The organism is Pseudomonas sp. DrBHI1 (genome assembly GCF_002205115.1).
In the GTDB taxonomy this organism is placed as follows: Bacteria; Pseudomonadota; Gammaproteobacteria; order Pseudomonadales; family Pseudomonadaceae; genus Aquipseudomonas; species Aquipseudomonas mosselii.
In genome coordinates, this window is the sequence record NZ_NIBE01000069.1 from 124,052 (window position 1) to 148,876 (window position 24,825).

General features: G+C 62.6%; 23 protein-coding genes, 1 tRNA gene and 1 pseudogene. 10 read left to right on the top strand and 15 right to left on the bottom strand.

Going from position 1 to position 24,825, the window contains the following annotated elements; genetic code table 11:
* Positions 1–2: 2 nt before the first annotated feature.
* The 8 genes from hscA to trmJ all read right to left on the bottom strand — a co-directional run bounded on the left by hscA (position 3) and on the right by trmJ (position 6,690).
* Positions 3–1,865 (bottom strand): Fe-S protein assembly chaperone HscA, encoded by a 1,863-nt coding sequence (hscA, locus tag CC207_RS16005; RefSeq protein WP_062364553.1) that lies wholly within the window; start codon positions 1,863–1,865, stop codon positions 3–5.
* 43 nt (positions 1,866–1,908) lie between these two features.
* The gene (gene hscB / locus CC207_RS16010; RefSeq protein WP_062575680.1) at positions 1,909–2,430 is read right to left on the bottom strand and encodes a co-chaperone HscB; all 522 of its coding nucleotides are present in this window, start codon (positions 2,428–2,430) and stop codon (positions 1,909–1,911) included.
* Positions 2,431–2,438: 8 nt separating this feature from the next.
* Positions 2,439–2,762 (bottom strand): iron-sulfur cluster assembly protein IscA, encoded by a 324-nt coding sequence (gene iscA, locus CC207_RS16015; RefSeq protein ID WP_023630636.1) that lies wholly within the window; start codon positions 2,760–2,762, stop codon positions 2,439–2,441.
* 28 nt (positions 2,763–2,790) lie between these two features.
* Positions 2,791–3,177, bottom strand: coding sequence for a Fe-S cluster assembly scaffold IscU (gene iscU / locus CC207_RS16020; RefSeq protein WP_011532337.1), 387 nt, complete (start codon positions 3,175–3,177; stop codon positions 2,791–2,793).
* A 46-nt stretch (positions 3,178–3,223) separates the two neighbouring features.
* Positions 3,224–4,438: an IscS subfamily cysteine desulfurase gene (locus CC207_RS16025; RefSeq protein ID WP_046854251.1), complete on the bottom strand. Its 1,215-nt coding sequence runs from the start codon at positions 4,436–4,438 to the stop codon at positions 3,224–3,226.
* Between the two features lie 44 nt (positions 4,439–4,482).
* Positions 4,483–4,974 (bottom strand): Fe-S cluster assembly transcriptional regulator IscR, encoded by a 492-nt coding sequence (gene iscR, locus CC207_RS16030; RefSeq protein WP_028689588.1) that lies wholly within the window; start codon positions 4,972–4,974, stop codon positions 4,483–4,485.
* A 168-nt stretch (positions 4,975–5,142) separates the two neighbouring features.
* On the bottom strand, positions 5,143–5,931 hold the full coding sequence (gene cysE / locus CC207_RS16035; protein WP_028689587.1) for a serine O-acetyltransferase: 789 nt from the start codon (positions 5,929–5,931) through the stop codon (positions 5,143–5,145).
* A gap of 3 nt (positions 5,932–5,934) precedes the next feature.
* Positions 5,935–6,690, bottom strand: a complete 756-nt coding sequence (gene trmJ / locus CC207_RS16040) for a tRNA (cytosine(32)/uridine(32)-2'-O)-methyltransferase TrmJ (RefSeq protein ID WP_062364557.1) — start codon at positions 6,688–6,690, stop codon at positions 5,935–5,937.
* A gap of 151 nt (positions 6,691–6,841) precedes the next feature.
* Here trmJ and suhB point away from each other — a divergent pair, with 151 nt between their 5' ends.
* Positions 6,842–7,660, top strand: coding sequence for an inositol-phosphate phosphatase (gene suhB, locus CC207_RS16045; RefSeq protein ID WP_028689585.1), 819 nt, complete (start codon positions 6,842–6,844; stop codon positions 7,658–7,660).
* A gap of 90 nt (positions 7,661–7,750) precedes the next feature.
* Here the strand turns inward: suhB and CC207_RS16050 are convergent, their stop codons facing one another.
* The 6 genes from CC207_RS16050 to queA form a co-directional block, all read right to left on the bottom strand.
* Entirely contained in the window at positions 7,751–8,299 is a 549-nt protein-coding gene (locus CC207_RS16050) for a glycine zipper 2TM domain-containing protein (protein WP_028689584.1), read from the bottom strand.
* Between the two features lie 119 nt (positions 8,300–8,418).
* Positions 8,419–9,327, bottom strand: coding sequence for a protein translocase subunit SecF (gene secF / locus CC207_RS16055; protein WP_028689583.1), 909 nt, complete (start codon positions 9,325–9,327; stop codon positions 8,419–8,421).
* 10 nt (positions 9,328–9,337) lie between these two features.
* Positions 9,338–11,200 carry a protein translocase subunit SecD gene (secD, locus tag CC207_RS16060; protein ID WP_028689582.1) on the bottom strand — a complete coding sequence of 621 codons (1,863 nt, stop codon included), beginning with the start codon at positions 11,198–11,200 and terminating at the stop codon, positions 9,338–9,340.
* Between the two features lie 63 nt (positions 11,201–11,263).
* Positions 11,264–11,599, bottom strand: coding sequence for a preprotein translocase subunit YajC (yajC, locus tag CC207_RS16065; RefSeq protein ID WP_050704350.1), 336 nt, complete (start codon positions 11,597–11,599; stop codon positions 11,264–11,266).
* Positions 11,600–11,642: 43 nt separating this feature from the next.
* Positions 11,643–12,758 (bottom strand): tRNA guanosine(34) transglycosylase Tgt, encoded by a 1,116-nt coding sequence (tgt, locus tag CC207_RS16070; protein WP_023629281.1) that lies wholly within the window; start codon positions 12,756–12,758, stop codon positions 11,643–11,645.
* A 14-nt stretch (positions 12,759–12,772) separates the two neighbouring features.
* On the bottom strand, positions 12,773–13,822 hold the full coding sequence (gene queA / locus CC207_RS16075) for a tRNA preQ1(34) S-adenosylmethionine ribosyltransferase-isomerase QueA (protein WP_028689579.1): 1,050 nt from the start codon (positions 13,820–13,822) through the stop codon (positions 12,773–12,775).
* A 109-nt stretch (positions 13,823–13,931) separates the two neighbouring features.
* On the opposite strand from queA, the gene CC207_RS16080 reads away from it, so the two are divergent.
* From CC207_RS16080 to CC207_RS16105, 6 genes are all read left to right on the top strand, one after another.
* A tRNA-Leu gene (locus tag CC207_RS16080) sits at positions 13,932–14,016 on the top strand.
* A gap of 190 nt (positions 14,017–14,206) precedes the next feature.
* The gene (locus tag CC207_RS16085) at positions 14,207–14,965 is read left to right on the top strand and encodes a hypothetical protein (RefSeq protein WP_028689578.1); all 759 of its coding nucleotides are present in this window, start codon (positions 14,207–14,209) and stop codon (positions 14,963–14,965) included.
* A gap of 312 nt (positions 14,966–15,277) precedes the next feature.
* The gene (locus CC207_RS16090) at positions 15,278–16,339 is read left to right on the top strand and encodes a hypothetical protein (protein ID WP_247283588.1); all 1,062 of its coding nucleotides are present in this window, start codon (positions 15,278–15,280) and stop codon (positions 16,337–16,339) included.
* 502 nt (positions 16,340–16,841) lie between these two features.
* Entirely contained in the window at positions 16,842–17,387 is a 546-nt protein-coding gene (abiEi, locus tag CC207_RS16095; RefSeq protein WP_088852387.1) for a type IV toxin-antitoxin system AbiEi family antitoxin, read from the top strand.
* Positions 17,388–17,524: 137 nt separating this feature from the next.
* A complete protein-coding gene (locus tag CC207_RS16100) occupies positions 17,525–18,004 on the top strand; it encodes a GNAT family N-acetyltransferase (RefSeq protein WP_062364569.1) in 480 nt (159 codons plus the stop codon).
* A gap of 199 nt (positions 18,005–18,203) precedes the next feature.
* Positions 18,204–19,094 (top strand): bestrophin family protein, encoded by an 891-nt coding sequence (locus CC207_RS16105; RefSeq protein WP_088852388.1) that lies wholly within the window; start codon positions 18,204–18,206, stop codon positions 19,092–19,094.
* 15 nt (positions 19,095–19,109) lie between these two features.
* Here the strand turns inward: CC207_RS16105 and CC207_RS16110 are convergent, their stop codons facing one another.
* The gene (locus CC207_RS16110) at positions 19,110–20,228 is read right to left on the bottom strand and encodes a polysaccharide deacetylase family protein (RefSeq protein WP_088852397.1); all 1,119 of its coding nucleotides are present in this window, start codon (positions 20,226–20,228) and stop codon (positions 19,110–19,112) included.
* A 149-nt stretch (positions 20,229–20,377) separates the two neighbouring features.
* On the opposite strand from CC207_RS16110, the gene yaaA reads away from it, so the two are divergent.
* From yaaA to CC207_RS16125, 3 genes and pseudogenes are all read left to right on the top strand, one after another.
* Entirely contained in the window at positions 20,378–21,157 is a 780-nt protein-coding gene (yaaA, locus tag CC207_RS16115) for a peroxide stress protein YaaA (RefSeq protein ID WP_028689572.1), read from the top strand.
* A gap of 775 nt (positions 21,158–21,932) precedes the next feature.
* Positions 21,933–23,250 (top strand): annotated as a pseudogene (locus CC207_RS16120) (nucleotide sugar dehydrogenase).
* Positions 23,251–23,321: 71 nt separating this feature from the next.
* Entirely contained in the window at positions 23,322–24,803 is a 1,482-nt protein-coding gene (locus CC207_RS16125) for a glycosyltransferase family 2 protein (RefSeq protein ID WP_062364571.1), read from the top strand.
* Positions 24,804–24,825 lie beyond the last annotated feature (22 nt).

The window sequence follows — 24,825 nt, forward strand, 5'->3', positions numbered from 1 at the left end:
GGTTACTCCTCGATCTCATTCAGGTTGCGCCCGGCCAGTGCGGCTTTGACCGTCGAATCAAGGCGACGGGCGGCAAATGCATCGGTCACCTGCGACAGACGCTTGGTCTGTTGCTCGATGGCGGCGCCATCGGTGCCGGTCAGCAAATCACGTAGTTCCTGCATCTGGAATTCGATCGCGTCGCGCTCGTCACTGCTGAGCAGGCGCTCGCCATCGGCGTCCAGGGCGCCCTGCACCGCCTCGAGCAGGCGCTCGGCGTCGACCTGGTGCTCGCGCAGTTGGCGGGCGTGCTTGTCGGAGCCTGCATGCTCGAAGGAGTCCTTGAGCATGCGGGCGATCTCGCCGTCGGTCAGGCCGTAGGACGGCTTGACCTGGATGCTCGATTCCACGCCCGAACCCAGTTCGCGGGCCGCGACGCTGAGCAGGCCGTCGGCGTCGACCTGGAAGGTCACGCGGATCTTCGCCGCGCCCGCGACCATGGCCGGGATGCCGCGCAGCTCGAAGCGCGCCAGGGAACGGCAGTCGCTGATCAGCTCGCGCTCGCCCTGCAGGACGTGGATCATCATGGCCGACTGGCCATCTTTGTACGTGGTGAATTCCTGGGCGCGGGCCACCGGAATGGTGGTGTTGCGCGGGATCACCTTCTCCATCAGCCCGCCCATGGTCTCAAGCCCCAGGGACAGCGGGATGACGTCGAGCAGCAGCAGCTCGCCGCCTTCGCGGCGGTTGCCGGCGAGGGTATCGGCCTGGATGGCGGCACCGATGGCCACCACCTGGTCGGGGTCGATCGAGGTCAGCGGGGTACGACCGAACAGCGCGCCGACCGCCTCGCGCACACGCGGGACACGGGTCGAACCGCCGACCATGACCACCGCGCCGACCTCTTCCAGCTCGATGCCGCTGTCGCGCACGGCGCGGCGGCAGGCCTTGAGACTGCGGGCGATCATCGGTTCGATCATGGCTTCGAAGGCGGCACGGGTCAGCTCGCCCTGCCAGGCGCCATGCTGGACGCTGACCGCTTCACTGTCGGTCAAGGCTTCCTTGGCCGCGCAAGCGGTCTGCAGCAGCAGGCGCTGGGTGGCCGGATCGAGGTCGGCGGACAAGCCAGCCTGCCCGATGATCCAGCCGGCAATCGCATGGTCGAAGTCATCGCCACCCAGGGCAGTGTCGCCACCGGTAGCCAGCACTTCGAAGACACCAGCGGTCAGGCGCAGGATGGAGATATCGAAGGTACCGCCGCCCAGGTCGAAAATCGCCACGACGCCTTCGGCATCCTGATCCAGGCCATAGGCCACGGCAGCCGCGGTCGGTTCGTTGAGCAAGCGCAGGACATTGAGGCCGGCCAGCTTGGCGGCGTCCTTGGTCGCCTGGCGCTGGGCATCGTCGAAATAGGCCGGGACGGTGATCACCGCGCCGACCAGCTCGCCACCGAGGGTTTCCTCGGCACGCTGACGCAGCACCTTGAGAATATCGGCCGACACTTCCACCGGGCTTTTCGGACCCTGGACGGTGTCGATGAACGGCATGTGCGACTCACCGCCGACAAAACGGTACGGCAGTTGCTCACCCAGCTGCTTGACGTCCGCCAGGCCACGCCCCATCAGACGCTTGACCGACAGGATGCTGTTGAGCGGGTCGCTGGGGGCAGCCTCGCGCGCGGCCAGGCCGACTTCGACAGCGTTGTCGAGATAACGCACGGCGGATGGCAGGATGACACTGCCCTGGGCATCGGGCAGCGGTTCGCTGCGCCCGCTGCGCACGGCGGCGACGAGAGAATTGGTGGTGCCCAGGTCGATGCCCACCGCCAGGCGGCGCTGGTGCGGCTGGGGGCTCTGACCGGGTTCGGCGATCTGCAGTAGGGCCATGCTTATCTGAGTACCTTAGGCGTCATCACGGGCAACGCCGGGGTTAATCGTCGAGGCGCTCTTCGAGTTGGCGCACTTCTTGGGCGAGCTTGTCGAGGAACTGCATGCGGCGCATCAGGCGCTCGGCCTGCTCACGCTCTGCAGCAATATCCCAGCAGGCGGCGAAATCCTCGTTCAGCGTGTCCTGGGCGACCTTGAGGCGCTTCTTGAACACGGCGACACCGTCGAGATCGGCTTCGTCCTGCAGGTCTTCGAGTTCTTCGCGCCACTGCATCTGCTGCAGCAGGAAGTCCGGGTCGTGCACCGTGACTTCCTGAGGCACCTCATGGCCGCCGATGGCCAGCAGGTAGCGGGCCCGGCGCGGCGCGCTGCGCAAGGTCTGGTAGGCGTCGTTGAGGGCCGCCGACTTTTCCAGCGCTACGCGCTGCTCGCGCTCGGAAGCGTCGGCGAAACGGTCCGGATGGACCTCGCGGGCCAGCTCGCGGTAGCGAACGGCCAATTTGTCGAGGTCCAGACGAAAACCAGGCTGCAGGTCAAACAGGGCGAAATGACAAGGAGTACCCACGGCCAGCCTCAAACGTTGAAGCTTTCGCCGCAGCCACACTCACCGCGCACGTTGGGGTTGTTGAACTTGAAGCCTTCGTTCAACCCTTCCTTGACGAAGTCCAGCTCGGTGCCGTCGAGATAGACCAGGCTTTTCGGGTCGATGATGACCTTCACGCCATGGTTCTCGAACACCTGGTCTTCGGCGGCGAGCTCGTCGACGAACTCCAGCACGTAGGCCAGGCCCGAGCAGCCGGTGGTGCGCACGCCCAGGCGAATGCCCTCACCCTTGCCGCGCCCGTCGAGGGAGCGGCGAATGTGGTTGGCGGCGGCTTCTGTCATGCTGATAGCCATCGGAACTCCTTACCTCGCGACAGTCGACTTAGATCAAGCCTTTCTTCTGCTTGTAATCGCGAACAGCTGCCTTGATGGCATCTTCGGCGAGCACGGAGCAGTGGATCTTGACCGGCGGCAGTGCCAGCTCTTCAGCCAGCTGGGTGTTCTTGATGGTTTCGGCCTCGTCCAGGGTCTTGCCCTTCATCCACTCGGTGGCGAGGGAGCTGGAGGCGATGGCCGAACCGCAACCGTAGGTCTTGAACTTGGCGTCTTCGATGACACCCTGCTCGTTGACCTTGATCTGCAGGCGCATCACGTCGCCGCAGGCCGGGGCGCCAACCATGCCGGTGCCGACATCCGGATCGTCGGCGTTCATCTTGCCGACGTTGCGCGGGTTTTCGTAGTGGTCGATGACCTTTTCACTGTATGCCATGGTGCAATTCCTTCCTCATCAGGGAGCCGCTCTTGCCGGCGACTGCTTAGTGGGCGGCCCACTCGATCTTGGAGATGTCGACGCCGTCTTTGTACATGTCCCACAGCGGCGACAATTCACGCAGCTTGTTCACGGCTTCGCAAACTTTCTGCGCGGCGTAGTCGACTTCTTCCTCGGTGGTGAAGCGACCGAAGGAGAAGCGGATCGAGCTGTGCGCCAGTTCGTCATTGCGGCCCAGGGCGCGCAGGACGTAGGACGGCTCGAGCGAAGCGGAGGTGCAGGCCGAACCGGACGAAACGGCGATGTCCTTCAGCGACATCAGCAGCGACTCGCCCTCGACGTAGTTGAAGCTCAGGTTCAGGTTGTGCGGCACGCGCTGGGTCTGGCTGCCGTTGACGTACAGCTCTTCGAGGTCCGAGACCTGCTTGAAGAAGCGGTCGCTCAGGGCCTTGATGCGCACGTTTTCAGCGGCCATTTCCTGCTTGGCGATGGCGAAGGCTTCGCCCATGCCGACGATCTGGTGGGTCGGCAGGGTGCCCGAACGCATGCCGCGCTCATGGCCACCGCCGTGGATGATGGCTTCCAGGCGCACACGCGGCTTGCGGCTGACGTACAGCGCGCCGATGCCTTTCGGGCCATACACCTTGTGCGCGGAGAACGACATCAGGTCGACCTTGAGCTTCTGCAGGTCGATCTCGACACGGCCGGCCGATTGGGCGGCATCGACGTGGAACAAGACGCCGCGCGAGCGGGTCAGTTCACCGATGGCGGCGATGTCGTTGATCGAGCCGACTTCGTTGTTCACGTGCATCAGCGAGACCAGGATGGTGTCGTCGCGCAGCACGGCCTCGACCATGGCTGGGGTGACGATGCCGTCTTCGCCAGGCTCGAGGTAGGTGACTTCGAAACCTTCACGCTCGAGCTGGCGAGCGGTGTCCAGGACCGCCTTGTGCTCGATCTTGGAGGTGATGATGTGCTTGCCCTTGGTCTGATAGAAGTGCGCCACGCCTTTCAGGGCGAGGTTGTCGGACTCGGTGGCACCGCTGGTCCAGACGATCTCGCGCGGGTCGGCGTTGATCAGTTCGGCGACCTGGCGGCGGCCGTTCTCGACTGCTTCCTCGGCCTTCCAGCCGAACACGTGGGAGCGCGAGGCCGGGTTGCCGAAGTTCCCGTCAACCAGCAGGCACTCGGCCATCTTCTGGGCGACACGGGGATCGACCGGCGTGGTCGCGGAGTAATCGAGGTAGATCGGCAACTTCATTGAGTATCTCCTATCAGGCGGTGGCGTCGCTCGTCGCTGTGGTTTCAGTCGACGGCGGACGTCTCAATCTTGTCCAACTGGGCAACTCGGCCTGCGACACGGCGCAGGTCCTGGCGCTGGGCGACTTCCTGCACCTCGCGGCGCATGACGAGGTCGGCCAGGCTGATGCCACTGAGGAATTCATGGATCTGCTGGCTCAGGTCGCACCACAGGTGGTGAGTCAGGCAGGTATCACCGGCGTGGCAGTCCCCCAGCCCCTGGCAACGGGTGGCATCGACCGATTCGTTGACCGCGTCGATGACCTGGGCCACCTGGATGGTTTCCATGCCCCGCGACAGCTGGTAGCCGCCGCCCGGACCGCGAACGCTGGATACCAGGCTGCTGCGGCGCAGCTTGGCGAACAGCTGTTCCAGATAAGAGAGGGAAATGCCCTGGCGCTCGGAAATGTCGGCCAAAGACACCGGCCCCTGCTGCGCGTGCAACGCCAGGTCGAGCATGGCGGTCACGGCGTATCGGCCTTTGGTAGTCAGTCGCATGGCGTATGGGTACCACGGGAGTTACAGGATGTGTGCGAGTATGCGATTCCCGAGCATTTAAGTCAACTATTAGACCTAGTGCTTTAGTCGGGTATGCATGCGGGAGGCGGGCGCGAGTGTAGCAGACAAGGGGCGCAAGCACACGCCCCTTGTGTCGGTCCGGCGCAATCAATGCGACTGAGTGTCGCCCTGCTTGAGTTCGGCGCAGGCCGCGGCGAAGTCGTCGTCGGGCAGCGCCGGCAGCTCCTTGGCACAGTAGTCACTGCCCATCCGGGTCAGCGCGCCGCACATGCCCTCCAGGCGCTCGTCGACGGCCTGCAGGTGGTCGAGCATCTGGCCGATGGCGCGGGCCACCGGGTCCGGCATGTCGCCGCTGACACCATAGGCATCGAAGCCGATCTTCTCGGCCATGGCCTTGCGCTTGGCCTCGACGGCGTCATCCTCGGTCTTGACGATGATCCGCCCCGGAATGCCCACCGCCGTGGCGCCGGCCGGCACTGCCTTGGTGACCACGGCGTTGGAGCCGATCTTGGCCCCGGCGCCGACGGTGAACGGGCCCAGCACCTTGGCCCCGGCACCGACCACCACGCCGTTTTCCAGGGTCGGGTGACGCTTGCCCTTGTTCCAGCTGGTGCCACCGAGGGTGACGCCCTGGTACAGGGTCACGTCGTCGCCGATCTCGGCGGTCTCGCCGATGACGATGCCCATGCCGTGGTCGATGAAGAAGCGCCGGCCGATGGTCGCGCCCGGGTGGATCTCGATGCCGGTCATCCAGCGACCGAAGTTCGACACCAGCCGCGCCAGCCACTTGAAGTCGCGTCGCCACAGGGCATTGCCCAGCCGATGCAGCCAGATGGCGTGCATCCCCGGGTAGCAGGTCAGGACCTCGAAGGCGTTGCGCGCCGCCGGGTCACGATGGAAAACGCTCTGGATATCTTCACGCAGACGTTCGAACATCTGTCAGTCCTTCCGTTTATGCGGCTCGCCCCGTGCGACCTTCTGGGTCTCGGTAAGGATGCCGCGCAAAATGCTCATTTCCGGACGCTCCACCGAGCTTCGCCCATACAGCCGGCGCAGGCGCGCCATCAGGTGCTTGGGTTTCTCGGGATCGAGGAAGCCGATGTCCACCAGGGTCTTTTCCAGGTGGTCGTAGAACAGCTCCATTTCGTCCATGGTCGCCAGCTCGCTGGCGTCGACCTTCTCGACCTTCGCCGCACTGCCCTGCCCTGCCAGCCAGGCCATGCGCACCTCATAGGAGAGCACCTGGACGGCGGCGGCCAGATTCAGCGAGCTGAAGTCGGGGTTCGAGGGAATGTGCACGTGGAAGTGACATCGCTGCAGTTCTTCGTTGGTCAGGCCGGCGTGCTCGCGCCCGAACACCAGGGCGATCTCTTCGCCGCCCATGGCCTGGGCCACGGCCTTGGCCCCGCACTCGCGCGGGTCGATCAGCGGCCAGGGGATGCTGCGCTCACGGGCGCTGGTACCCATGACCAGGCTGCAGCCGACCAGTGCCTGCTCGAGGCTGTCGACCACCTGGGCGTTGTCCAGCACGTCGTCGGCGCCCGAGGCGCGGGCACTGGCGTCCGCGGCCGGAAACTCTTTTGGCTGCACCAGCACCAGACGCGACAAGCCCATGTTTTTCATGGCTCGCGCAGCGCCGCCGATGTTGCCGGGGTGGCTGGTATTGACCAGAACAACACGAATATTTTGCAGCAAGGTGTCGTGCTCTCGGATGCGGAAACAGGAGGGTTCGATCTTACAGAACCGACCAGCGTAACGCCATGAAAGCAAATGTGACACTTCTGTCGTGAAAGATTTCTGCTAGAATGATCGGCTTTCCTCTTTAACATCTCCAGGTGACCTTCCCATGCAGCCTATGCTGAATATCGCCCTGCGCGCCGCTCGCAGCGCCAGTGAACTGATTTTCCGCTCCATCGAACGCCTGGATAGCATCAAAGTCGACGAAAAGCAGGCCAAGGACTACGTGTCCGAGGTTGACCGCGCCGCGGAGAAGGTCATCGTCGAGGCCCTGCGCAAGGCCTACCCGAACCACTCGATCCAGGGCGAAGAGACTGGCCTGCACGCCGGCACCGGCGAAGAAGGCAAGGATTACCTGTGGATCATCGATCCGCTGGACGGCACCACCAACTTCCTGCGTGGCGTTCCGCACTTCGCCGTCAGCATCGCCTGCAAATACCGCGGCCGCCTCGAGCACGCCGTGATCGTCGACCCGGTTCGCCAGGAAGAATTCACCGCCAGCCGTGGCCGTGGCGCCCAGCTCAATGGCCGCCGCCTGCGCGTCAGCTCGCGCACCAGCCTGGAAGGCGCACTGCTGGGCACCGGCTTCCCGTTCCGTGACAACCAGATGGCCGACCTGGACAACTACCTGGGCATGTTCCGCGCCCTGACCGGCCAGACCGCCGGCATTCGCCGCGCCGGCTCCGCCAGCCTGGACCTGGCCTACGTCGCCGCCGGCCGCTTCGACGCCTTCTGGGAGTCGGGCCTGTCCGAGTGGGACATGGCCGCGGGCGTGCTGCTGATCCAGGAAGCCGGTGGCCTGGTGAGCGACTTCAACGGTGGCCACGACTTCCTCGAGAAGGGCCACATCGTCGCGGGCAACATCAAGTGCTTCAAGGCCGTGCTGACCGCCATCCAGCCGCACCTGCCAGAGCACATGAAGCGCTAAGCGCTGATTGCGAGCACAAAAAAGCACCCCTCGGGGTGCTTTTTTTGTATCTGCGATCGACGCCTTCTGTGGGGGCGGCCTGCGAAAGGTTTACTGACCTGGCTGGTTCTGGCTCAAGACCAGCTTGCCATTCTTGTCCAGCGGGATGGTTGAGCCCGGCTCGTGGTCCATCTTCACCTTGCCCACCTGGTCGCCGATGGAATAGGTCACGTTGTAGCCAACCACCTTCTCGCTGATGTCGTTGACCGTGTTGCAACGGGTTTGCGTGGTGGTGTAGGTATCACGCTCCTGCATGCCTTCCTGCACCTTGTTGCCGGCATAGCCGCCACCGACCGCACCGGCCACGGTGGCAATCTTCTTGCCGGTACCGCCACCGATCTGGTTGCCCAGCAGGCCACCGGCGATGGCACCGACCACCGTACCGGCAATCTGGTGCTGGTCCTTGACCGGCGCCTGGCGCGTCACGGTGACATCCTTGCAGACCTCACGCGGCGTTTTCACTTGCTGCTTGATCGGCTGCACGTCGGTGACCTGGGCGTACTCAGGCCCCTTGTTCACCAAGCTGTAGGTCGCCACAGCACCTCCGGCAGTCACACCGACAGCACCCAGAACCGCACCCACCAGCATTGACTTGTTCACGTGAACCTCCTGATCGTACCCGCGGACTCCGGCCCGCCTTCTCCCTGCCTTGGAGCAAAAAAAAAGGCGCGAGTTCAACACTCGCGCCTCTCTTTGCGCCGAATGGCGCGGAACAAGCCTTACGGACGGTCGTCCACACCCTCGGTCTTGACCGGCGGGATCAGGTCTTCGCTGCTCAGGTTCAGCCAGATCAGCACCACGTTGGCGATGTAGATCGACGAGTAGGTACCCGCCATGACACCGATGAACAGCGCCAGGGAGAAGCCAAACAGGTTGTCGCCGCCGAAGAACAGCAGCGCGGCGATGGCCAGCAAGGTCGACACCGAGGTGGCGACGGTCCGCAGCAGGGTCTGGGTGGTCGAGATGTTGATGTTCTCGATCAGCGAGGCCTTGCGCAGCACGCGGAAGTTCTCGCGCACCCGGTCGAACACGACGATGGTGTCATTGAGCGAGTAGCCGATGATCGCCAGTACCGCCGCCAGCACCGTCAGGTCGAAGGTGATCTGGAAGAACGACAGGATACCCAGGGTGACCACCACGTCGTGGACCAGCGAGATGATCGCGCCCACGGCGAACTTCCACTGAAAGCGGAACGCCAGGTAGATGAGGATGCCGCCCAGGGCCAGGAGCATGCCGAGGCCACCCTGGTCACGCAGTTCCTCGCCCACCTGCGGGCCGACGAACTCGACGCGCTTGACCGTGGCCGGGTTGTCGCCGCCGATCTTCTGCAGCGCCTCGGCCACGCGGTTGCCCAACTGCGGGTCATCGCCCGGCATGCGCACCAGCAGGTCGGTGGTGGCGCCGAAGCTCTGCACCACGGCATCGTGGAAGCCGGAACCGACCAGTTCGGTACGGACCTTTTCCAGGTCCGCCGGACGCTCGTAGGTGAGCTCGATCAGCGTACCGCCGGTGAAGTCCAGGCCGAAGTTCAGGCCCTTGTGCCACCAGCTGAACAGCGCCAGCACGGTGAGGAGCACGGTAATGGCGAACGCGACATTGCGCACGCCCATGAAGTTGATGGTTTTCATCGCAGCTCCCTCAAACCCACAGCTTCTTGATGTCACGCCCGCCACAGGTCAGGTTGACCAGTGCGCGGGTCACCATGACGGCGGTGAACATCGAGGTGAAAATCCCGAGGGACATGGTGACCGCGAAGCCCTTGACCGGGCCGGTACCCATGGCGAACAGGATGCCGCCGACCAGCAGGGTGGTCAGGTTGGCGTCGACGATCGCCGAGTAGGCGCGGTTGAAACCTTCGTGGATGGCGCGCTGCACCGACATGCCGGCGGCGATCTCTTCGCGGATACGCGAGAAGATCAGCACGTTGGCGTCCACCGCCATGCCCATGGTCAGCACGATACCGGCGATGCCCGGCAGGGTCAGGGTGGCACCCAGCAGCGACATCAGCGCCAGCAGCAGGACCATGTTGCCTGCGAGGGCAATGGTCGCCAGCACGCCGAAGGCGCGGTAGATGGCGATGATGAACAGCGAGACGAACAGCATGCCCCACAGGGACGCATCGATACCCTTGGTGATGTTGTCGGCGCCCAGGCTCGGACCAATGGTGCGCTCTTCGGCGAAGTACATCGGCGCGGCCAGGCCACCGGCACGCAGCAGCAGGGCCAGTTCGGACGATTCGCCCTGGCCGTTCAGGCCGGTGATGCGGAACTGGCTGCCCAGCGGCGACTGGATGGTCGCCAGGCTGATGATCTTCTTCTCTTCCTGGAAGGTCTGCACCGCGACTTCTTTCTCGACGCCGTCGACCACCTGCTTCTGGTAGCGGGTGACCGGCTTCTGCTCGATGAAGATCACCGCCATGCTGCGCCCGACGTTGCTGCGGGTGGCGCGGCTCATCAGCTCGCCGCCGTGGCCGTCTAGGCGAATGTTCACCTGCGGGCGACCGTGCTCGTCGAAGCTGGCCTGGGCGTCGGTGACCTGGTCACCGGTGATGATCAGGCCGCGCTCTACAGGGGCGGAGCGGCCGCCTTCGCGGAACTCGAACACCTCGGTGGTGGCCTTGGACGCACCCGGCTCGGCACCGAAGCGGAACTCCAGGTTGGCGGTCTTGCCGAGGATACGCTTGGCTTCGGCGGTGTCCTGCACGCCCGGCAGCTCGACCACGATGCGGTTGGCGCCCTGGCGCTGGACCAGCGGCTCGGCCACGCCCAGCTCGTTGACCCGGTTGCGCACGGTGGTCAGGTTCTGCTTGATCGAGTATTCGCGGATCTCGGCGACTTTCGCCTGGGTCAGCGCCAGACGCAGCACGGCGAGCTCGTTGCGCTCGGTGGTGGTCAGGTCGAAATCATTGAAATTCTTGCGGATCAGGCTGCGGGCCTGTTCGCGGGTAGCATCGTCGGCGAAGCCCAGCATGATGCCGCCGTCCTGCTGGGGCAGGCTGCGGTAGCGGACGCGCTCTTTGCGCAGCAAGGTCTTGACCTCGCCTTCGTAGACTTTCATGCGAGCGGTCATGGCCTTGTCCATGTCCACTTCCAGCAGGAAGTGCACACCACCGGACAGGTCCAGGCCCAGCTTCATCGGGCTGGCACCCAGGTTGCGCAGCCACTGCGGGGTGGTCTGGGCCAGGTTCAGGGCCACGACGTAGTCGTCGCCGAGGGCCTTGCGCGCCACATCCTTGGCCGGCAGCTGGTCTTCCTGATTGGTCAGGCGCACCAGGGCACTGCCCTTCTCGCCCAGGCTGCCGCCTTTGACGGTGATGCCGGCATCGGTCAGGGCCTTGGTCACGCGATCGAGGTCGGCCTGGCTGACATGCAGGGCGGAGCTGGCGCCACTGATCTGCACCGCCGGATCATCCGGATAGAGGTTGGGTGCGGAATAAATGAAGCCGATCGCCAGTACCACCACGATCAGCAGGTATTTCCACAGAGGGTATTTGTTCAGCATCACGCCGCCCGTTCAAGACGCGGGGCGCTTTGCGCGCCCCGACTGGAAAAGAAAACCGGTAACTCAGATAGCCTTGAGCGTACCTTTCGGCAGGGTCGCCGCCACGGCACCCTTCTGGAACTTCAGCTCGACGTTGTCGGACACTTCCAGGACCACGAAGTCGTCGGCAACCTTGACGATCTTGCCGGCGATGCCACCGGTGGTGACTACTTCGTCACCTTTTTGCAGGTTGCTCAGCAGGTTTTTCTGTTCTTTGGCACGCTTGGCCTGCGGGCGCCAGATCATCAGGTAGAAGATGACCAGGAAACCAACCAGGAAGATCCACTCGAAGCCGGTACCGGCTGGGCCGGCGGCTGGGGCTGCAGCGTCCGCGTAGGCGGCGGGAATCAAGAAGCTCATTGGGCACTCCTAATGAATATTTTCTAATAATGGATGCGAACAGTCAGTCCAAGGGCGGCACAGGCAGCCCGCGCTTGGCGTAGAAGGCGTCGACAAAGGCGGCCAATTTACCCTGTTGAATAGCCTCGCGTAAACCGGCCATCAAGCGCTGGTAATGGCGCAAGTTGTGGATGGTATTCAGCATGCTGCTCAACATTTCGCCGCACTTGTCCAAGTGGTGCAGATAGGCGCGGGAGAAGTTGGTGCAGGTATAGCAATCGCAGGTCGGATCCAGCGGCGATTCATCGTGGCGATGGAACGCGTTGCGGATCTTGATCACCCCGGTATCGACGAACAGATGGCCGTTGCGCGCATTGCGCGTGGGCATCACGCAGTCGAACATGTCGACGCCGCGGCGCACACCCTCTACAAGATCTTCCGGCTTGCCTACCCCCATAAGGTAACGAGGTTTGTCAGCCGGCATCTGCGCGGGCAGGTAGTCCAGCACCTTGATCATCTCGTGCTTGGGTTCACCCACCGAAAGGCCGCCGATGGCCAGGCCGTCGAAGTCGATGTTGACCAGTGCTTCCAGCGAGCGCATGCGCAGGTCCTGGTACATGCCACCCTGGACGATGCCGAACAGTGCCGCGGTGTTGTCGCCGTGGGCGTTCTTCGAGCGCTGGGCCCAGCGCAGCGACAGCTCCATGGAGGTGCGCGCCACATCGTGCTCGGCCGGGTACGGCGTGCACTCGTCGAAGATCATCACGATGTCCGAACCCAGGTCGCGCTGGACCTGCATGGACTCCTCGGGGCCCATGAACACCTTGGAACCGTCCACTGGCGACGCGAAGGTCACGCCTTCCTCCTTGATCTTGCGCATGGCGCCCAGGCTGAACACCTGGAAACCACCGGAATCAGTGAGGATAGGGCCTTTCCATTGCATGAAATCGTGCAGGCCGTTGTGTTTCTTGATGACCTCGGTGCCCGGGCGCAGCCACAGGTGGAAGGTATTGCCGAGGATGATCTCGGCGCCGATGGCCTCGATGTCACGCGGCAGCATGCCCTTGACCGTGCCGTAGGTGCCCACCGGCATGAAGGCCGGGGTCTCGACGGTGCCACGGGGGAAGGTCAGCCGGCCACGACGGGCCTTGCCGTCGGTGGCCAGCAGTTCGAACGACATTCGACAGGTGCGACTCATGCTTGATCCTCTGGGCCGCGTGGCGCCGGATTGCGGGTGATGAACATGGCATCACCGTAACTGAAGAAACGGTACCCGTTCTCGACCGCCGCCGCGTAGGCGGCCATGGTCTCGGGGTAACCGGCGAAGGCCGAGACCAGCATCAGCAGCGTGGACTCCGGCAGGTGGAAGTTGGTGACCAGGCAATCGACCACATGGAACGGCCGGCCCGGGAAGATGAAGATGTCCGTGTCGCCACTGAAGGCCTTGAGCTCGCCATCGCGCGCCGCGCTCTCCAGCGAACGCACGCTGGTGGTGCCCACGGCGATCACCCGGCCGCCACGGGCGCGGCACGCGGCCACGGCGTCGACCACGTCCTGGCTCACTTCGAGCCACTCTTTATGCATGGTGTGGTCTTCGATCTTGTCGACCCGCACCGGCTGGAAGGTGCCGGCGCCCACATGCAGGGTGACGAAGGCGCGCTCGACGCCCTTGGCGGCGATCTTCGCCAGCAGCTCTTCGTCGAAATGCAGGCCGGCGGTGGGCGCGGCCACGGCGCCGGCGCGCTCGGCGTAGACGGTCTGGTAGCGCTCGCGGTCGGCGCCCTCGTCGGGACGGTCGATGTACGGCGGCAGCGGCATGTGACCGACGCGCTCGAGCAGCGGCAGCACCTCTTCGCTGAAGCGCAGTTCGAACAGCGTGTCGTGGCGCGCGACCATCTCGGCCTCGCCTCCGCCGTCGATGAGGATCTGCGTGCCTTCTTTCGGCGCCTTGCTGGCGCGCACGTGGGCCAGCACGCGGTGGCTGTCGAGCACGCGCTCGACCAGCACTTCCAGCTTGCCGCCGGAGGCTTTCTGGCCGAACAGCCGCGCCGGAATCACCCGGGTGTTGTTGAACACCATCAGGTCGCCGGGGCGCAGGTAGTCGAGCAGGTCGGTGAACTGCTTGTGGGCCAGTTCGCCGCTGGGGCCATCGAGCACCAGCAGGCGGCTGCCATGACGCTCGGCCAGTGGATGGCGGGCGATCAAGGAATCGGGGAGTTCGAAAGAAAAATCGGCGACGCGCATGATGATGTTCGGGTTCGACAGGGCCGGGAAGTTTAGCCCAATGCGTGAAAATTGACCATGAAAGCCGATTGACCACCTTGGGCGACCTCTCTATACTGCGGCGCCACAAGCCCTGATGGCGGAATTGGTAGACGCGGCGGATTCAAAATCCGTTTTCGAAAGGAGTGGGAGTTCGAGTCTCCCTCGGGGCACCAAGATCCAGAAAAAACCGACCTTATGGTCGGTTTTTTGTGCCTGCAAATCAGTGCATCCGTCGATGTGCTCGATCCCTCGTCTTTTCATCCCCTCCCTCGGTCATGCGCTTTACCAAAACCGTTTCAGATGCCGATAATGTCAGTTTGCAATCAGCCTAGCGCTTTATCCCAGCCTCGAAACGGAGTTCGCATGATCCAGGCAGAACAGACCTTGCCTTCCACACGTAGCAGCCGAATCACATCTCTCGTGGCCAAGGTAATGACAGGGATAGGTGTACTGCTCGGCGGCATGTGGGCTGTCATCACTTACCTGGTGCCTGATCCCAGCGTGTTTGGCTTTGGCTTCATCAACTGGCGCAATATCGTGCTGCTGGTGAGTACCTTCACGCTGCTTGGCAGCCTGTCGATCTGCTGGCAGATGCGCAACCTGCCCAAAGTACTGCACGGCACGCTGCTGACCTTCCTGATCGCCGCGGTCTCGTTCATTTTCTTCATTCTGGGTACGGAGTATGCGAAGCCTTCCTTCGAGTTCGCCAAGGTGCAATCGACCGTGGTCGAAAACGAAGGCAACAACCTGCTTGGCAAGCGCCTTGAGGTGGTGGATGACGTCAGGTTCGAACTGATCGGTTGCGAGAACATTGGCCGCTTCCCCAACTGCACCTTCGAGCTGACCAACCAGGGCATGGACCGTGATTTCCGCTTCGATAACGCTTCCCGCCTGTTCGACGAAGCTGGCGCCCCGTTGCGTGTCGGCGAAATGCGCGTAGGCCAGCAACGCAACAATCCATGGGGTGAGTTCCAGCTGATTCGTACTGTGCCCACCCGTGTCACGTTGGTTTTCCAGGAAGCTGATCGCAAGATCGAGCGCTCGCCATCCATCAAGCTCATCTTCCGTACTCGCATGAATGAAGAGCAGGCACTCAAGTTCAATGAAGTTTCGCTGAAGTGAATCAGGCGGCTGATAGCCGTACGAGTGATGCGATATACCTGTAGGTAGGCTCTCTCGGACATCAGGACTCGCAAAGAACCGACCTTATGGTCGGTTTTTTTGCGCCTGCAATTGGCAGCTGCCCTTCCCTCAGCTCTCGCCATTGCCTCGCACCTGGCAAAAATGCCAGTTACCCCGGCTCGAGACCATGAGTATGTTGACCGTGAAGGACGCAATCAGGCGCCCAACTGCCAGGGTATCAAGCGCATGTGTACACGGAACGTATCCATCCTGTTAGCAGGCGTGCTGTGCTGCCTGTCCACGACCAGCGTCATGGCCGCCACCGCCGAGTCGGTACAACACTTTATCGCCCCCTGCTTCAGCCCTGTACAGAAGGTCAATTGCGAGGTGTCCGGAGTTGTGCGCAGCGGTGCCGGGTTGATCCTCGTGAATGACAAGCGCATGCCCACCCCCGCTGGCTCCGCAGTGTTCACGATGCAGCTCAAGGACGACCGGGCCATCGGCCCTCCTACCTACTTGGAAAACCAGGTCTTGAGCCAGGCCGACAAATACGAAGCCCTGACCACCACCCTGGACGGCAAATTCGTCATCGCCAGTACTGCATTCAACAAGGAAGGCACCCTCGATAATCCCGGGCTCGATGTGCTCAATACCTTGGTGTACTGGCCTGTAATCGCGCCGGACCAGGCCAAGGTCCTGTCACCCTCAACGCGAGGCGGTATCACCAGCTCGCGCGAACTGCGGGAAAAGATCTTCAAGGCGATCGACTTGCACAAACAGCAGGAAGGAGGCGCCCATTCGCCCGCCACGTCTTATTTCCAGGTCGAAGCACTGACAACCGCCCCCGACGACACCTTGTTGATCGGCCTGCGCAAGTACGGTCAGGACAGCAAGACGGCCACTTTCTCATTCCTGCTGCTCTCGGTTTCGTTGAAGCAGCTCGATGGAGAACTGATGCTGGGCGATGCGTTCAAGGTCATCCTGGACCTCACACCCGACAAACTCGCGCGTGAACTGGGACTGCCCGACGGCTCGCTTGCGGAGCTTGGACTGTCAGGCATCGAGTTCGACCGTTACAACAATGACCGTTTCTATGCCGTCACCAGCTTCGAAAAAGGCGATGTCCTCGGTGGTTACCTGTGGATGCTACCTCTGGAAAAAGGCGCTGCAGGACAGCCACAACCCGTCAGAGGCAAGGATGGAGCACCGATAAAGTTCGCCAACAAGCCGGAAGGTGTCGAAGTACTCGATCAGCACCGAGTATTGGTCGTACACGATGATGATCGGGTCAAGGTGAAGGACGACGAAAACGGCAGCGTGCGCAAGGACTACGAGTTTACCTACAGTGTCATCAACCTCGCGCCAACGCAGTAGGTCTTGTATGCCAGGGCGCCAAGAGGCATGAAGCCTTGCTCACAGTAGCGACGCAGTGACCCACAGCCTGTACGGCAGAGAACCACTGGCTATGCCCGGCTCATCCGCCGATGGATTTTTAAGCTGCCTATACGGCAGTGAACCCGGAACAATTTCAAGCAGCCTTGGAGAGAATTATCTGAGCTACCTACACGGCAGCTCAGATAATGATCGCAGAAGCCTGTTCCATGGCTGATTTGTTCACTGCCGCGTAGCAACTCAAAACTCGACCAGGTACGCAATAGCCGCCAGCGCCTTTTTCTAAGCTGACTACACGGGTGAGCGAGGGGAACAGGGCTGCAACCAAGTGAGAATTTCTGAGTGCCCCTTACAACAGCCCAGAAAACCTTCGCCGCTAGCCCCCTTCCTGCACAGAAAATCACACAAGGTACAACTTACTGTGTAGCCAGAGCTGCCGCTCTACACTAAGTTTCACAAACCGTGACTTTCTGTTGATCGATCCATGCCTGCGCAGCCGCTTCAGTACCTCTATCGAAGCCTGCACCACCTCGCCACGCCCCAGCGCTATCTGTTCACGCCAGCGGATATGCGTGCCCTGGTGCCCGGCTTGTCCGACCGCGCCTATCGCTCGCTGCTGAGCAGGGCGTCCAGCGACAGCATCCTGATCAGGGCGTGCAGGGGGCTTTACCTCTTCACTCCGGCCAAACCCAACCCTGGGCTCGTGCTCTATCACACCGCGGCCCGCTTGCGAGCTGACAACCTCAACTACATCAGCCTCGAGTGCGCCCTCAGCGATATCGGAGTGATCTCTCAGGTACCACAGAACTGGCTGACTATCATGTCGTCAGGACGAAGCCAGACCATAAGCTGCGCAGCTTTCGGCACGGTCGAGTTCGTCCATACCACCCGTACCGCTCTCGAACTCAACGGCCAACTCGACTACGCCGACCGCTGCCGCCTATGGCGCGCCAAAGCCTCGCTGGCCTTGGCCGACATGAAGCGGACCAGACGCAATCTGGAGCTGATCGACTGGAAAACGGCCAATTAACTTGTTTGATCGACTTGTCCTGCACGCCCTGGGCAACACACCTGAGGTCGCTTCACTGTAAGCAGCCTGCCCAGAATTGACATCCCGCTATCAGTTGCACAGGGTTGGCAATTTCTCAAAACTGCGGAACATCATCCATGCCACTTAGCCATCGACCCGTTCGCCCTGCCGACATCGCCACGCTCTGCGACTTCCCTCAAGGCCCGGACGAACTGTTCTATATGTTCCCCAAAGCCACCTACCCGCTCACTCCCGCGCAACTGAGCGAAGCCATCGCCCAGCGCAGCGGCTCGACGGTGGTCGAAATCGACGGGGTGATCGTTGGCTTCGCCAATTTCTACAAGGCCGAGTATGAAGGCGTCTGCGCACTGGGTAATGTGGTTGTAGCCCCAACTGCGCGGGGTCAGGGCGTGGCACGTTATCTGGTGCAGTGCATGATCGACTTGGCTCTCCAAGCCTTTGCGGCGCGGGAGGTCTGGGTGTCGTGTTTCAATCACAACACCGCAGGGCTGCTGCTTTATCCACAGCTGGGTTTTGTGCCGTTCGGGATCCAGGAGCGGCGGGCGCCGGATGGGTCCCGGGTAGCGCTGGTGCAGATGAAGCAGGTGTTGAGCTGAGGTTGAGGTGATTTACGTGTGTGCGGTGTGGCCTGGATTGGGGCTGCGTTGCAGCCCTTCGCGGGGCAAGTCCGCCTAAAATCGCCCGCGCAACCTTTGAGCGATCGGTAAATTCCCGTTACACCCTGCGACGAATCCCACCGAACCTTGCCCCTCCCGCGACGTCGGAACCTGCATCCCCCGCATCGAGGTTCCCCCCGTGAAAGCCCTCCTCGCCCGCAAATTCCGCCTGGTGGTCAAGACCTTCGGCTACATCGGCTGGTCGCTGTTCTGGCTGTTGATCTGGGACGTGCTGGTCACCATCGACTTCATGCTGTTCTTCAACAGCAAGTTCAGCCTGCCGCTGATCCCGCTCACCCTGCTGGGCTCGGCGCTGGTGGTGCTGGTGAGCTTTCGCAACAGCAGCGCCTACAACCGCTGGTGGGAGGCGCGCACGCTATGGGGGGCGCTGGTGAACAGCTCGCGCAGCTTCGCCCGGCAGGTGCTGACGCTGGTCGATGATCCGGTCGATGGGCCGAACCCGGTGAAGGCGACCTTGCTGCGCCGGCATATCGCCTACGTGAACTGCCTGGCGGCGCACCTCAAGGGCGAGCAGTGCCCGGATGAGCTGATGGCCTTCATACCGCCCGGGGAGTTCGAGCGGCGCAATCGTTCGAACAATTTCGCCAATGATATCCTCGGCGGCTCGGCGGCCTTGCTGGCCCAGGAGTACCAGGCCGGTCGGCTGGACAGCATTCGCCTGGCGCGGCTGGAATCGACCCTGGTGGACATGTCCAACGCCCAGGGCGGGATGGAGCGGATCGCCAATACGCCGCTGCCCTACCCTTATGTGTACTTCCCGCGGCTGTTCATCACGTTGTTCTGCCTGATCGTGCCGGTGGGTCTGGTGGAGTCGCTAGGCTGGTTCACGCCGCTGGCCTCGACGGTGGTCGGCTTCATGCTGCTGGCCATCGAGCGGATCGGCACGGACCTGCAGAGCCCGTTCCGCTTCAGCGAGCACCAGATCCCGATGGACACGATCTGCGAGACGATCGAACGCAACCTGGAGTCGATGCAACGGGAGGCGCAATGCGGCGCCTTGGCGCACTGATCCGCCCGCCCTTCTTTATTCCCGCCGGGCGTACTCCCGGCAATCCTCCCAGCCGATTCCGCTCTGGGCCGTGTGCTGCAGCAGCCACTCCAGCGCCGGCTGCGCCTTGGGCTGGTTGTCGCGGAACTGGATAACGCCCTTGCGCCACAGCAGCATCAGCGTCAGCACCCGCTGTGCCGAGGCCTCGGCGGTCAGTGGCCCGTCATCCTGGGCATCGATGTCCCACAACGATACCCGCAACTGCTGGCTGTCCATGAACGCCTCGCCATCGGCGCGGCGCTGGCCATAGGGCGGGCGGAACAAGGGCACGTACTGCTCCGCCAGGCCGGCCTGGACCCGTGCCTGGCTGCGTCGTAGCGAATCCTGCCAGTCCTGCCACTGAGCGTGGGAGCGGTACTCCCAACCCTGGATACCCACGCACTGGCCGGCATACAGCTCATCCACCGGGCCGGCGTCGCGACGTTGCTGCAGACGATTGCCGAGCACGAAGAAAATCCCGTCGAGCTTTTGCCGCCTCAGGTAGTCGGCCACCGCATCGGTGCTGCCGCCCTGCGGCCCCGGGCCGCCGACGAAGGTCAGGAGGAACATCCGGTCGTTGAGTGCCTCGCCATTGCGCTCGCGGCTGGATAGCTTGGCCACCTCGCTGGTGGTCTGCGGGAAAAGCGCGGCCTTGCGCAACTGCTCATCCAGGTACCGCGTGTGGAACTGGTGACTAGGTTCGACCCATCCTGCATAGAACGTGCCGACATCATCGGCGAAAACGGCGGACTGCGTGCGCAGGTCGGCCATGGACTCAACCGGGTAGCAGAACGAGGCATCCTGCTCGCAACTCTTCTGCGCCTGTTGATAACTTGTCCACAGGCGCTGCCACAGACGTGCCCTTACGGCCCGCACGACGGTCAGGTTGACCTGGCGCAGGCCGAGCCGGGCCGTCAACGCCTGCTCGTCGAGCATCTCGCTTTCGTGCAGCACCCGGGCGAACGACAGGATCTCCGCCCGCGATGCCACGTCGAACAGCGTTGGGCTGTCCAGCTGCTCAGGCCACAGCGCTCGATCGAAACTGACGAAATCCGCCGGGGCCGCCTGCGCGCCCAGGCTGAGCAGCCCGGCGAACAGGGCAAACGCGATACGCACGATGAGCAATCTCCTTGAAGGCATGGCGCGCACTATAACGCGACCACCCGCGGTTTAATGTGGCGATGTTCGGTGACTATCGTCGCCATAGTTTGGCGTTGTGCCAGCGGCCCCGTAGAATTCGCCCGACGATTCCAGGAGCCGACCCGATGCTGACGGTGATTTCCCCCGCCAAGACCCTCGACTACGACACCCCGCCGGTAACCCAGCGCCACACCCTGCCCCAGTACCTGGACGATTCCCAGGAACTGATCGGGCAACTGCGCGAACTGGCGCCGGCGCAGATCGCCGAGCTGATGCACCTCTCCGACAAGCTCGCCGGCCTCAACGCCGCCCGCTTCGGCAGCTGGACCCCGGACTTCACCCCGGCCAACGCCAAGCAGGCACTGCTGGCGTTCAAGGGCGACGTGTACACCGGGCTCGACGCCGAGAGCCTTAGCGAGGATGACTTCAGCTACGCCCAGGACCACCTGCGCATGCTCTCGGGCCTGTACGGCCTGCTGCGCCCGCTGGACCTGATGCAGCCCTACCGCCTGGAAATGGGTACCAAGCTGGCCAATGCCCGTGGCAAGGACCTGTACGCCTTCTGGGGTACGCGCATCAGCGAGTGGCTGAACCAGGCCCTGGCCGACCAGGGTGACGACGTGCTGCTGAACCTGGCCAGCAACGAGTACTTCAGCGCGGTGAAGAAGAGCGCGCTCAAGGCGCGGGTGATCGATGTCGACTTCAAGGACCTGAAGAACGGCCAGTACAAGATCATCAGCTTCTACGCCAAGAAGGCCCGCGGAATGATGAGCCGCTTTGTGATCCAGGAGCGGATCAACGATCCGGAGCAGCTCAAGCGCTTTGATGTGCAGGGGTACTACTACAGCGCCGAGCAGTCGAAGCCGGATCATCTGGTGTTCCTGCGCGATCACGCTGAGGGTTGATGGCCCCGGGGGCTGCTTCGCAGCCCCACCCCACCCTTGCCCTGCAACGGGGCACGCGCTCACCCTTGAATTCGCCAAATTACAGACGCCAAAAAACCACCAGCCCTATCCATATTGCAAAACGCCATAAGACCGTTCGTAGTTTTTTGACGAAAATTGAAAAAAATTTTCGCATGATGGCCTAAAACCATCCCCCTGCGATTTCGCCCTTTATATACGGGGACGAAACTGCCGCGTGCTATCAGATTGAAAGTATTTCCCTCTGAAAAAATATTTAGAAATCTTTCATGGTGACGAAACCGCCCCCGGAACTTCTGCCAAGGGAGATGGCTCATAGCACCCGTAACGCGTTTCAAGCGCCCGGCGTGAGAGATGACTTACAGATGACAAAGGGCCGCCATTCTCAACCGACCCGAAAACTTCAACGGCGGTACAGGAAGTGCCAAAAGCCATTATCCATGCAGGAGACAAGCGCCCCTAAAATTCGTCCTAGTGGTTGATTTCAAAGGATTTATCCACTTGAAAAAACAAGCACAGCACTTCACCAGCGGTGAATTGCAATAACGACGGCTGCATTTCAGGGCACGCCATTTTTAATACTGGCCTTTGACTGCCAACTTTGAGTGCATAACTTTCTGCGCTCCGGATTTATTCATGCCTGCGTTCGGTGAAGTGTCAATTCGCCATGGATCCGTGCGCCCGAAAACTGCTGGTCAATCAACCCAGTCGGCTCTTCGCTGAAGGGCTGACGTGATAAACACATGAGGTGAATGCGATGCGTATCAGCATCTTTGGTTTGGGTTATGTGGGTGCAGTCTGTGCAGGTTGCCTGTCGGCACGAGGCCATGACGTGATTGGTGTGGACGTTTCCAGCACCAAGATCGACCTGATCAACCAGGGCAAGTCGCCCATCGTCGAACCGGGCCTCGAGGAACTGCTGCAACAGGGCATCGCCAACGGCCGCCTGCGCGGCACCACCGACTTCGCCGAAGCCATCCGCGCCAGCGACGTGTCGATGATCTGCGTGGGCACGCCGAGCAAGAAGAACGGCGACCTGGGCCTGGAATACATCGAGTCGGTATGCCGCGAGATCGGCTACGTGCTGCGCGACAAGGCCAGCCGTCACACCGTGGTGGTGCGCAGCACCGTGCTGCCGGGCACCGTGAAGAACGTGGTCATCCCGATTCTGGAAGACTGCTCGGGCAAGAAGGCCGGCGTCGACTTCGGCGTCGCGGTCAACCCGGAGTTCCTGCGCGAAAGTACCGCGATCAAGGACTACGACCAGCCGCCGATGACCGTCATCGGCGAACTGGACAGCGCCAGCGGCGACGTGCTGCAGGCCCTGTACGAAGAGCTCGACGCACCGATCATCCGCAAGCCGGTCGAAAGTGGCCGAGATGATCAAGTACACCTGCAACGTCTGGCACGCGACCAAGGTCACCTTCGCCAACGAGATCGGCAACATCGCCAAGGCCGTCGGCGTCGATGGCCGCGAGGTGATGGACGTGGTCTGCCAGGACAAGGCGCTGAACCTGTCGCAGTACTACATGCGCCCAGGCTTCGCCTTCGGCGGTTCGTGCCTGCCCAAGGACGTGCGCGCCCTCACCTACCGCGCCGCCAGCCTCGACGTGCGCGCCCCGCTGCTCGACTCGCTGATGCGCAGCAACGAATCCCAGGTGCAGAACGCCTTTGACATCATCGAGAGCCACGACAAGCGCAAGGTCGCCCTGCTCGGCCTTTCGTTCAAGGCCGGCACCGACGACCTGCGCGAAAGCCCGCTGGTGGAGCTGGCCGAACGCCTGATCGGCAAGGGCTACCAGCTCGACATCTACGACCAGAACGTCGAGTACGCCCGTGTCCACGGCGCCAACAAGGACTACATCGAGTCGAAGATCCCCCACGTTTCCTCCTTGCTCAACGCCAACTTCGAGCAGGTGGTGGACAACGCCGAGATCATCATCCTGGGCAACCGTGACGAGCAGTTCCGCGCCCTGGCCCAGCAGGCACCGGAAGGCAAGCAGGTGATCGACCTGGTCGGCTTCATGAGCAAGCCGACCTGCGCCACCAGCCGCACCGAAGGTATCTGCTGGTAAACCCGGCCGGGCGGCGCGTCCCTCCCCAGCGCGCCGCTCGACCTCCCCCGAATTCTCGACGGATGCCGAACATGCAAAGGTTCCAGACCATGCTGCTGCAATGCGCCGGCTGGCTGCTCTACATGAGCCTGCTCATGCTGATCGCCCTGGCCCTGCCCAGCGACATCTTCGACTCGCAGTCGAAGCACTTCATCTTCCTGGTCGGTGCCGTCGGCATCTGGCGTTACTCCATGGGCGCCACCCATTTCATCCGCGGCATGATCTTCCTGTACATCGTGTACCCCTACCTGCGCCGCAAGGTGCGCAAGCTGGGCCAGGCGGCCGACCCGTCGCACGTGTACCTGATGGTCACCAGCTTTCGTATCGAGGCCCTGACCACCGCCCAGGTGTACAGCTCGGTAATCCGCGAGGCCATCGACTGCGGCTTCCCCACCACCGTGGTCTGCTCGCTGGTGGAGAAGTCCGACGAGCTGCTGGTGAAAAGCCTGTGGGCCAAGTACAACCCACCGTCCCACGTGACCCTGGACATCGTGCGCATCGCCGGCACCGGCAAGCGTGACGGCCTGGCCTATGGTTTTCGCGCCATCTCGCGGATGCTGCCGGACGAAAACGCCGTGGTGGCGGTGATCGACGGCGACACTGTGCTGGCCGAGGGCGTGGTGCGCAAGACCGTGCCATGGTTCGGCCTGTACCCCAACGTCGGTGGCCTGACCACCAACGAGTTCTGCGAAGTGCGCGGCGGCTACATCATGAGCGAGTGGCACAAGCTGCGCTTCGCCCAGCGCCACATCAACATGTGCTCCATGGCACTGAGCAAGCGCGTGCTGACCATGACCGGGCGCATGTCGATGTTCCGCGCAAGCGTGGTGACCAACCCCGAGTTCATCGCCGACGTCGAGAGCGACTCGCTGATGCACTGGCGCCTGGGCCGCTTCAAGTTCCTCACCGGCGACGACAAGTCCAGCTGGTTCAGCCTGATGCGCCTGGGCTACGACACCTTCTACGTGCCCGATGCCGCGATCAACACGGTCGAGCACCCGCCGGAAAAAAGCTTCATCAAGGCCAGCCGCAAGCTGATGTACCGCTGGTATGGCAACAACCTGCGGCAGAACTCCCGCGCCCTGGGCCTGGGCCTCAAGCGCCTGGGGCTGTTCACCAGCATCGTGCTGCTCGACCAGCGCGTGTCGATGTGGACCAGCCTGCTGGGCCTGACCGTGGCGGTGATCGCCAGCTTCAAGTTCGGCCTGCAGTTCCTGCTGGTGTACCTGCTGTGGATCGGCATCACCCGGCTGATCCTCACCGTCATGCTGCTGTGCTCGGGCCACAACGTCGGCCCGGCCTACCCGCTGATCCTCTATTACAACCAGATCGTCGGCGCGGTGATGAAGATCTACGTGTTCTTCCGCCTCGACAAGCAGTCCTGGACCCGCCAGCCCACTGCCCTCAAGCGCGACCTCGCAAGTTTTCAACAATGGTTCAACACCTGGTCCTCGCGGACCATGACCTTCTCGGCCGCGAGCATCTTCGTCGCCGTGCTGTTCATGGTCGTGTGAGCCCCCGGATCGGACAACAGGA

What these genes read in the sequence shown, in the direction of transcription:
- hscA (WP_062364553.1), bottom strand. Translation starts at nt 1,865, where the DNA reads ATGGCCCTACTGCAGATCGCCGAACCCGGTCAGAGCCCCCAGCCGCAC.
- iscA (WP_023630636.1), bottom strand. Translation starts at nt 2,762, where the DNA reads ATGGCTATCAGCATGACAGAAGCCGCCGCCAACCACATTCGCCGCTCC.
- iscU (WP_011532337.1), bottom strand. Translation starts at nt 3,177, where the DNA reads ATGGCATACAGTGAAAAGGTCATCGACCACTACGAAAACCCGCGCAAC.
- CC207_RS16025 (WP_046854251.1), bottom strand. Translation starts at nt 4,438, where the DNA reads ATGAAGTTGCCGATCTACCTCGATTACTCCGCGACCACGCCGGTCGAT.
- iscR (WP_028689588.1), bottom strand. Translation starts at nt 4,974, where the DNA reads ATGCGACTGACTACCAAAGGCCGATACGCCGTGACCGCCATGCTCGAC.
- cysE (WP_028689587.1), bottom strand. Translation starts at nt 5,931, where the DNA reads ATGTTCGAACGTCTGCGTGAAGATATCCAGAGCGTTTTCCATCGTGAC.
- suhB (WP_028689585.1), top strand. Translation starts at nt 6,842, where the DNA reads ATGCAGCCTATGCTGAATATCGCCCTGCGCGCCGCTCGCAGCGCCAGT.
- secF (WP_028689583.1), bottom strand. Translation starts at nt 9,327, where the DNA reads ATGAAAACCATCAACTTCATGGGCGTGCGCAATGTCGCGTTCGCCATT.
- secD (WP_028689582.1), bottom strand. Translation starts at nt 11,200, where the DNA reads ATGCTGAACAAATACCCTCTGTGGAAATACCTGCTGATCGTGGTGGTA.
- yajC (WP_050704350.1), bottom strand. Translation starts at nt 11,599, where the DNA reads ATGAGCTTCTTGATTCCCGCCGCCTACGCGGACGCTGCAGCCCCAGCC.
- tgt (WP_023629281.1), bottom strand. Translation starts at nt 12,758, where the DNA reads ATGTCGTTCGAACTGCTGGCCACCGACGGCAAGGCCCGTCGTGGCCGG.
- queA (WP_028689579.1), bottom strand. Translation starts at nt 13,822, where the DNA reads ATGCGCGTCGCCGATTTTTCTTTCGAACTCCCCGATTCCTTGATCGCC.
- CC207_RS16085 (WP_028689578.1), top strand. Translation starts at nt 14,207, where the DNA reads ATGATCCAGGCAGAACAGACCTTGCCTTCCACACGTAGCAGCCGAATC.
- CC207_RS16090 (WP_247283588.1), top strand. Translation starts at nt 15,278, where the DNA reads ATGGCCGCCACCGCCGAGTCGGTACAACACTTTATCGCCCCCTGCTTC.
- abiEi (WP_088852387.1), top strand. Translation starts at nt 16,842, where the DNA reads ATGCCTGCGCAGCCGCTTCAGTACCTCTATCGAAGCCTGCACCACCTC.
- CC207_RS16100 (WP_062364569.1), top strand. Translation starts at nt 17,525, where the DNA reads ATGCCACTTAGCCATCGACCCGTTCGCCCTGCCGACATCGCCACGCTC.
- yaaA (WP_028689572.1), top strand. Translation starts at nt 20,378, where the DNA reads ATGCTGACGGTGATTTCCCCCGCCAAGACCCTCGACTACGACACCCCG.
- CC207_RS16125 (WP_062364571.1), top strand. Translation starts at nt 23,322, where the DNA reads ATGCAAAGGTTCCAGACCATGCTGCTGCAATGCGCCGGCTGGCTGCTC.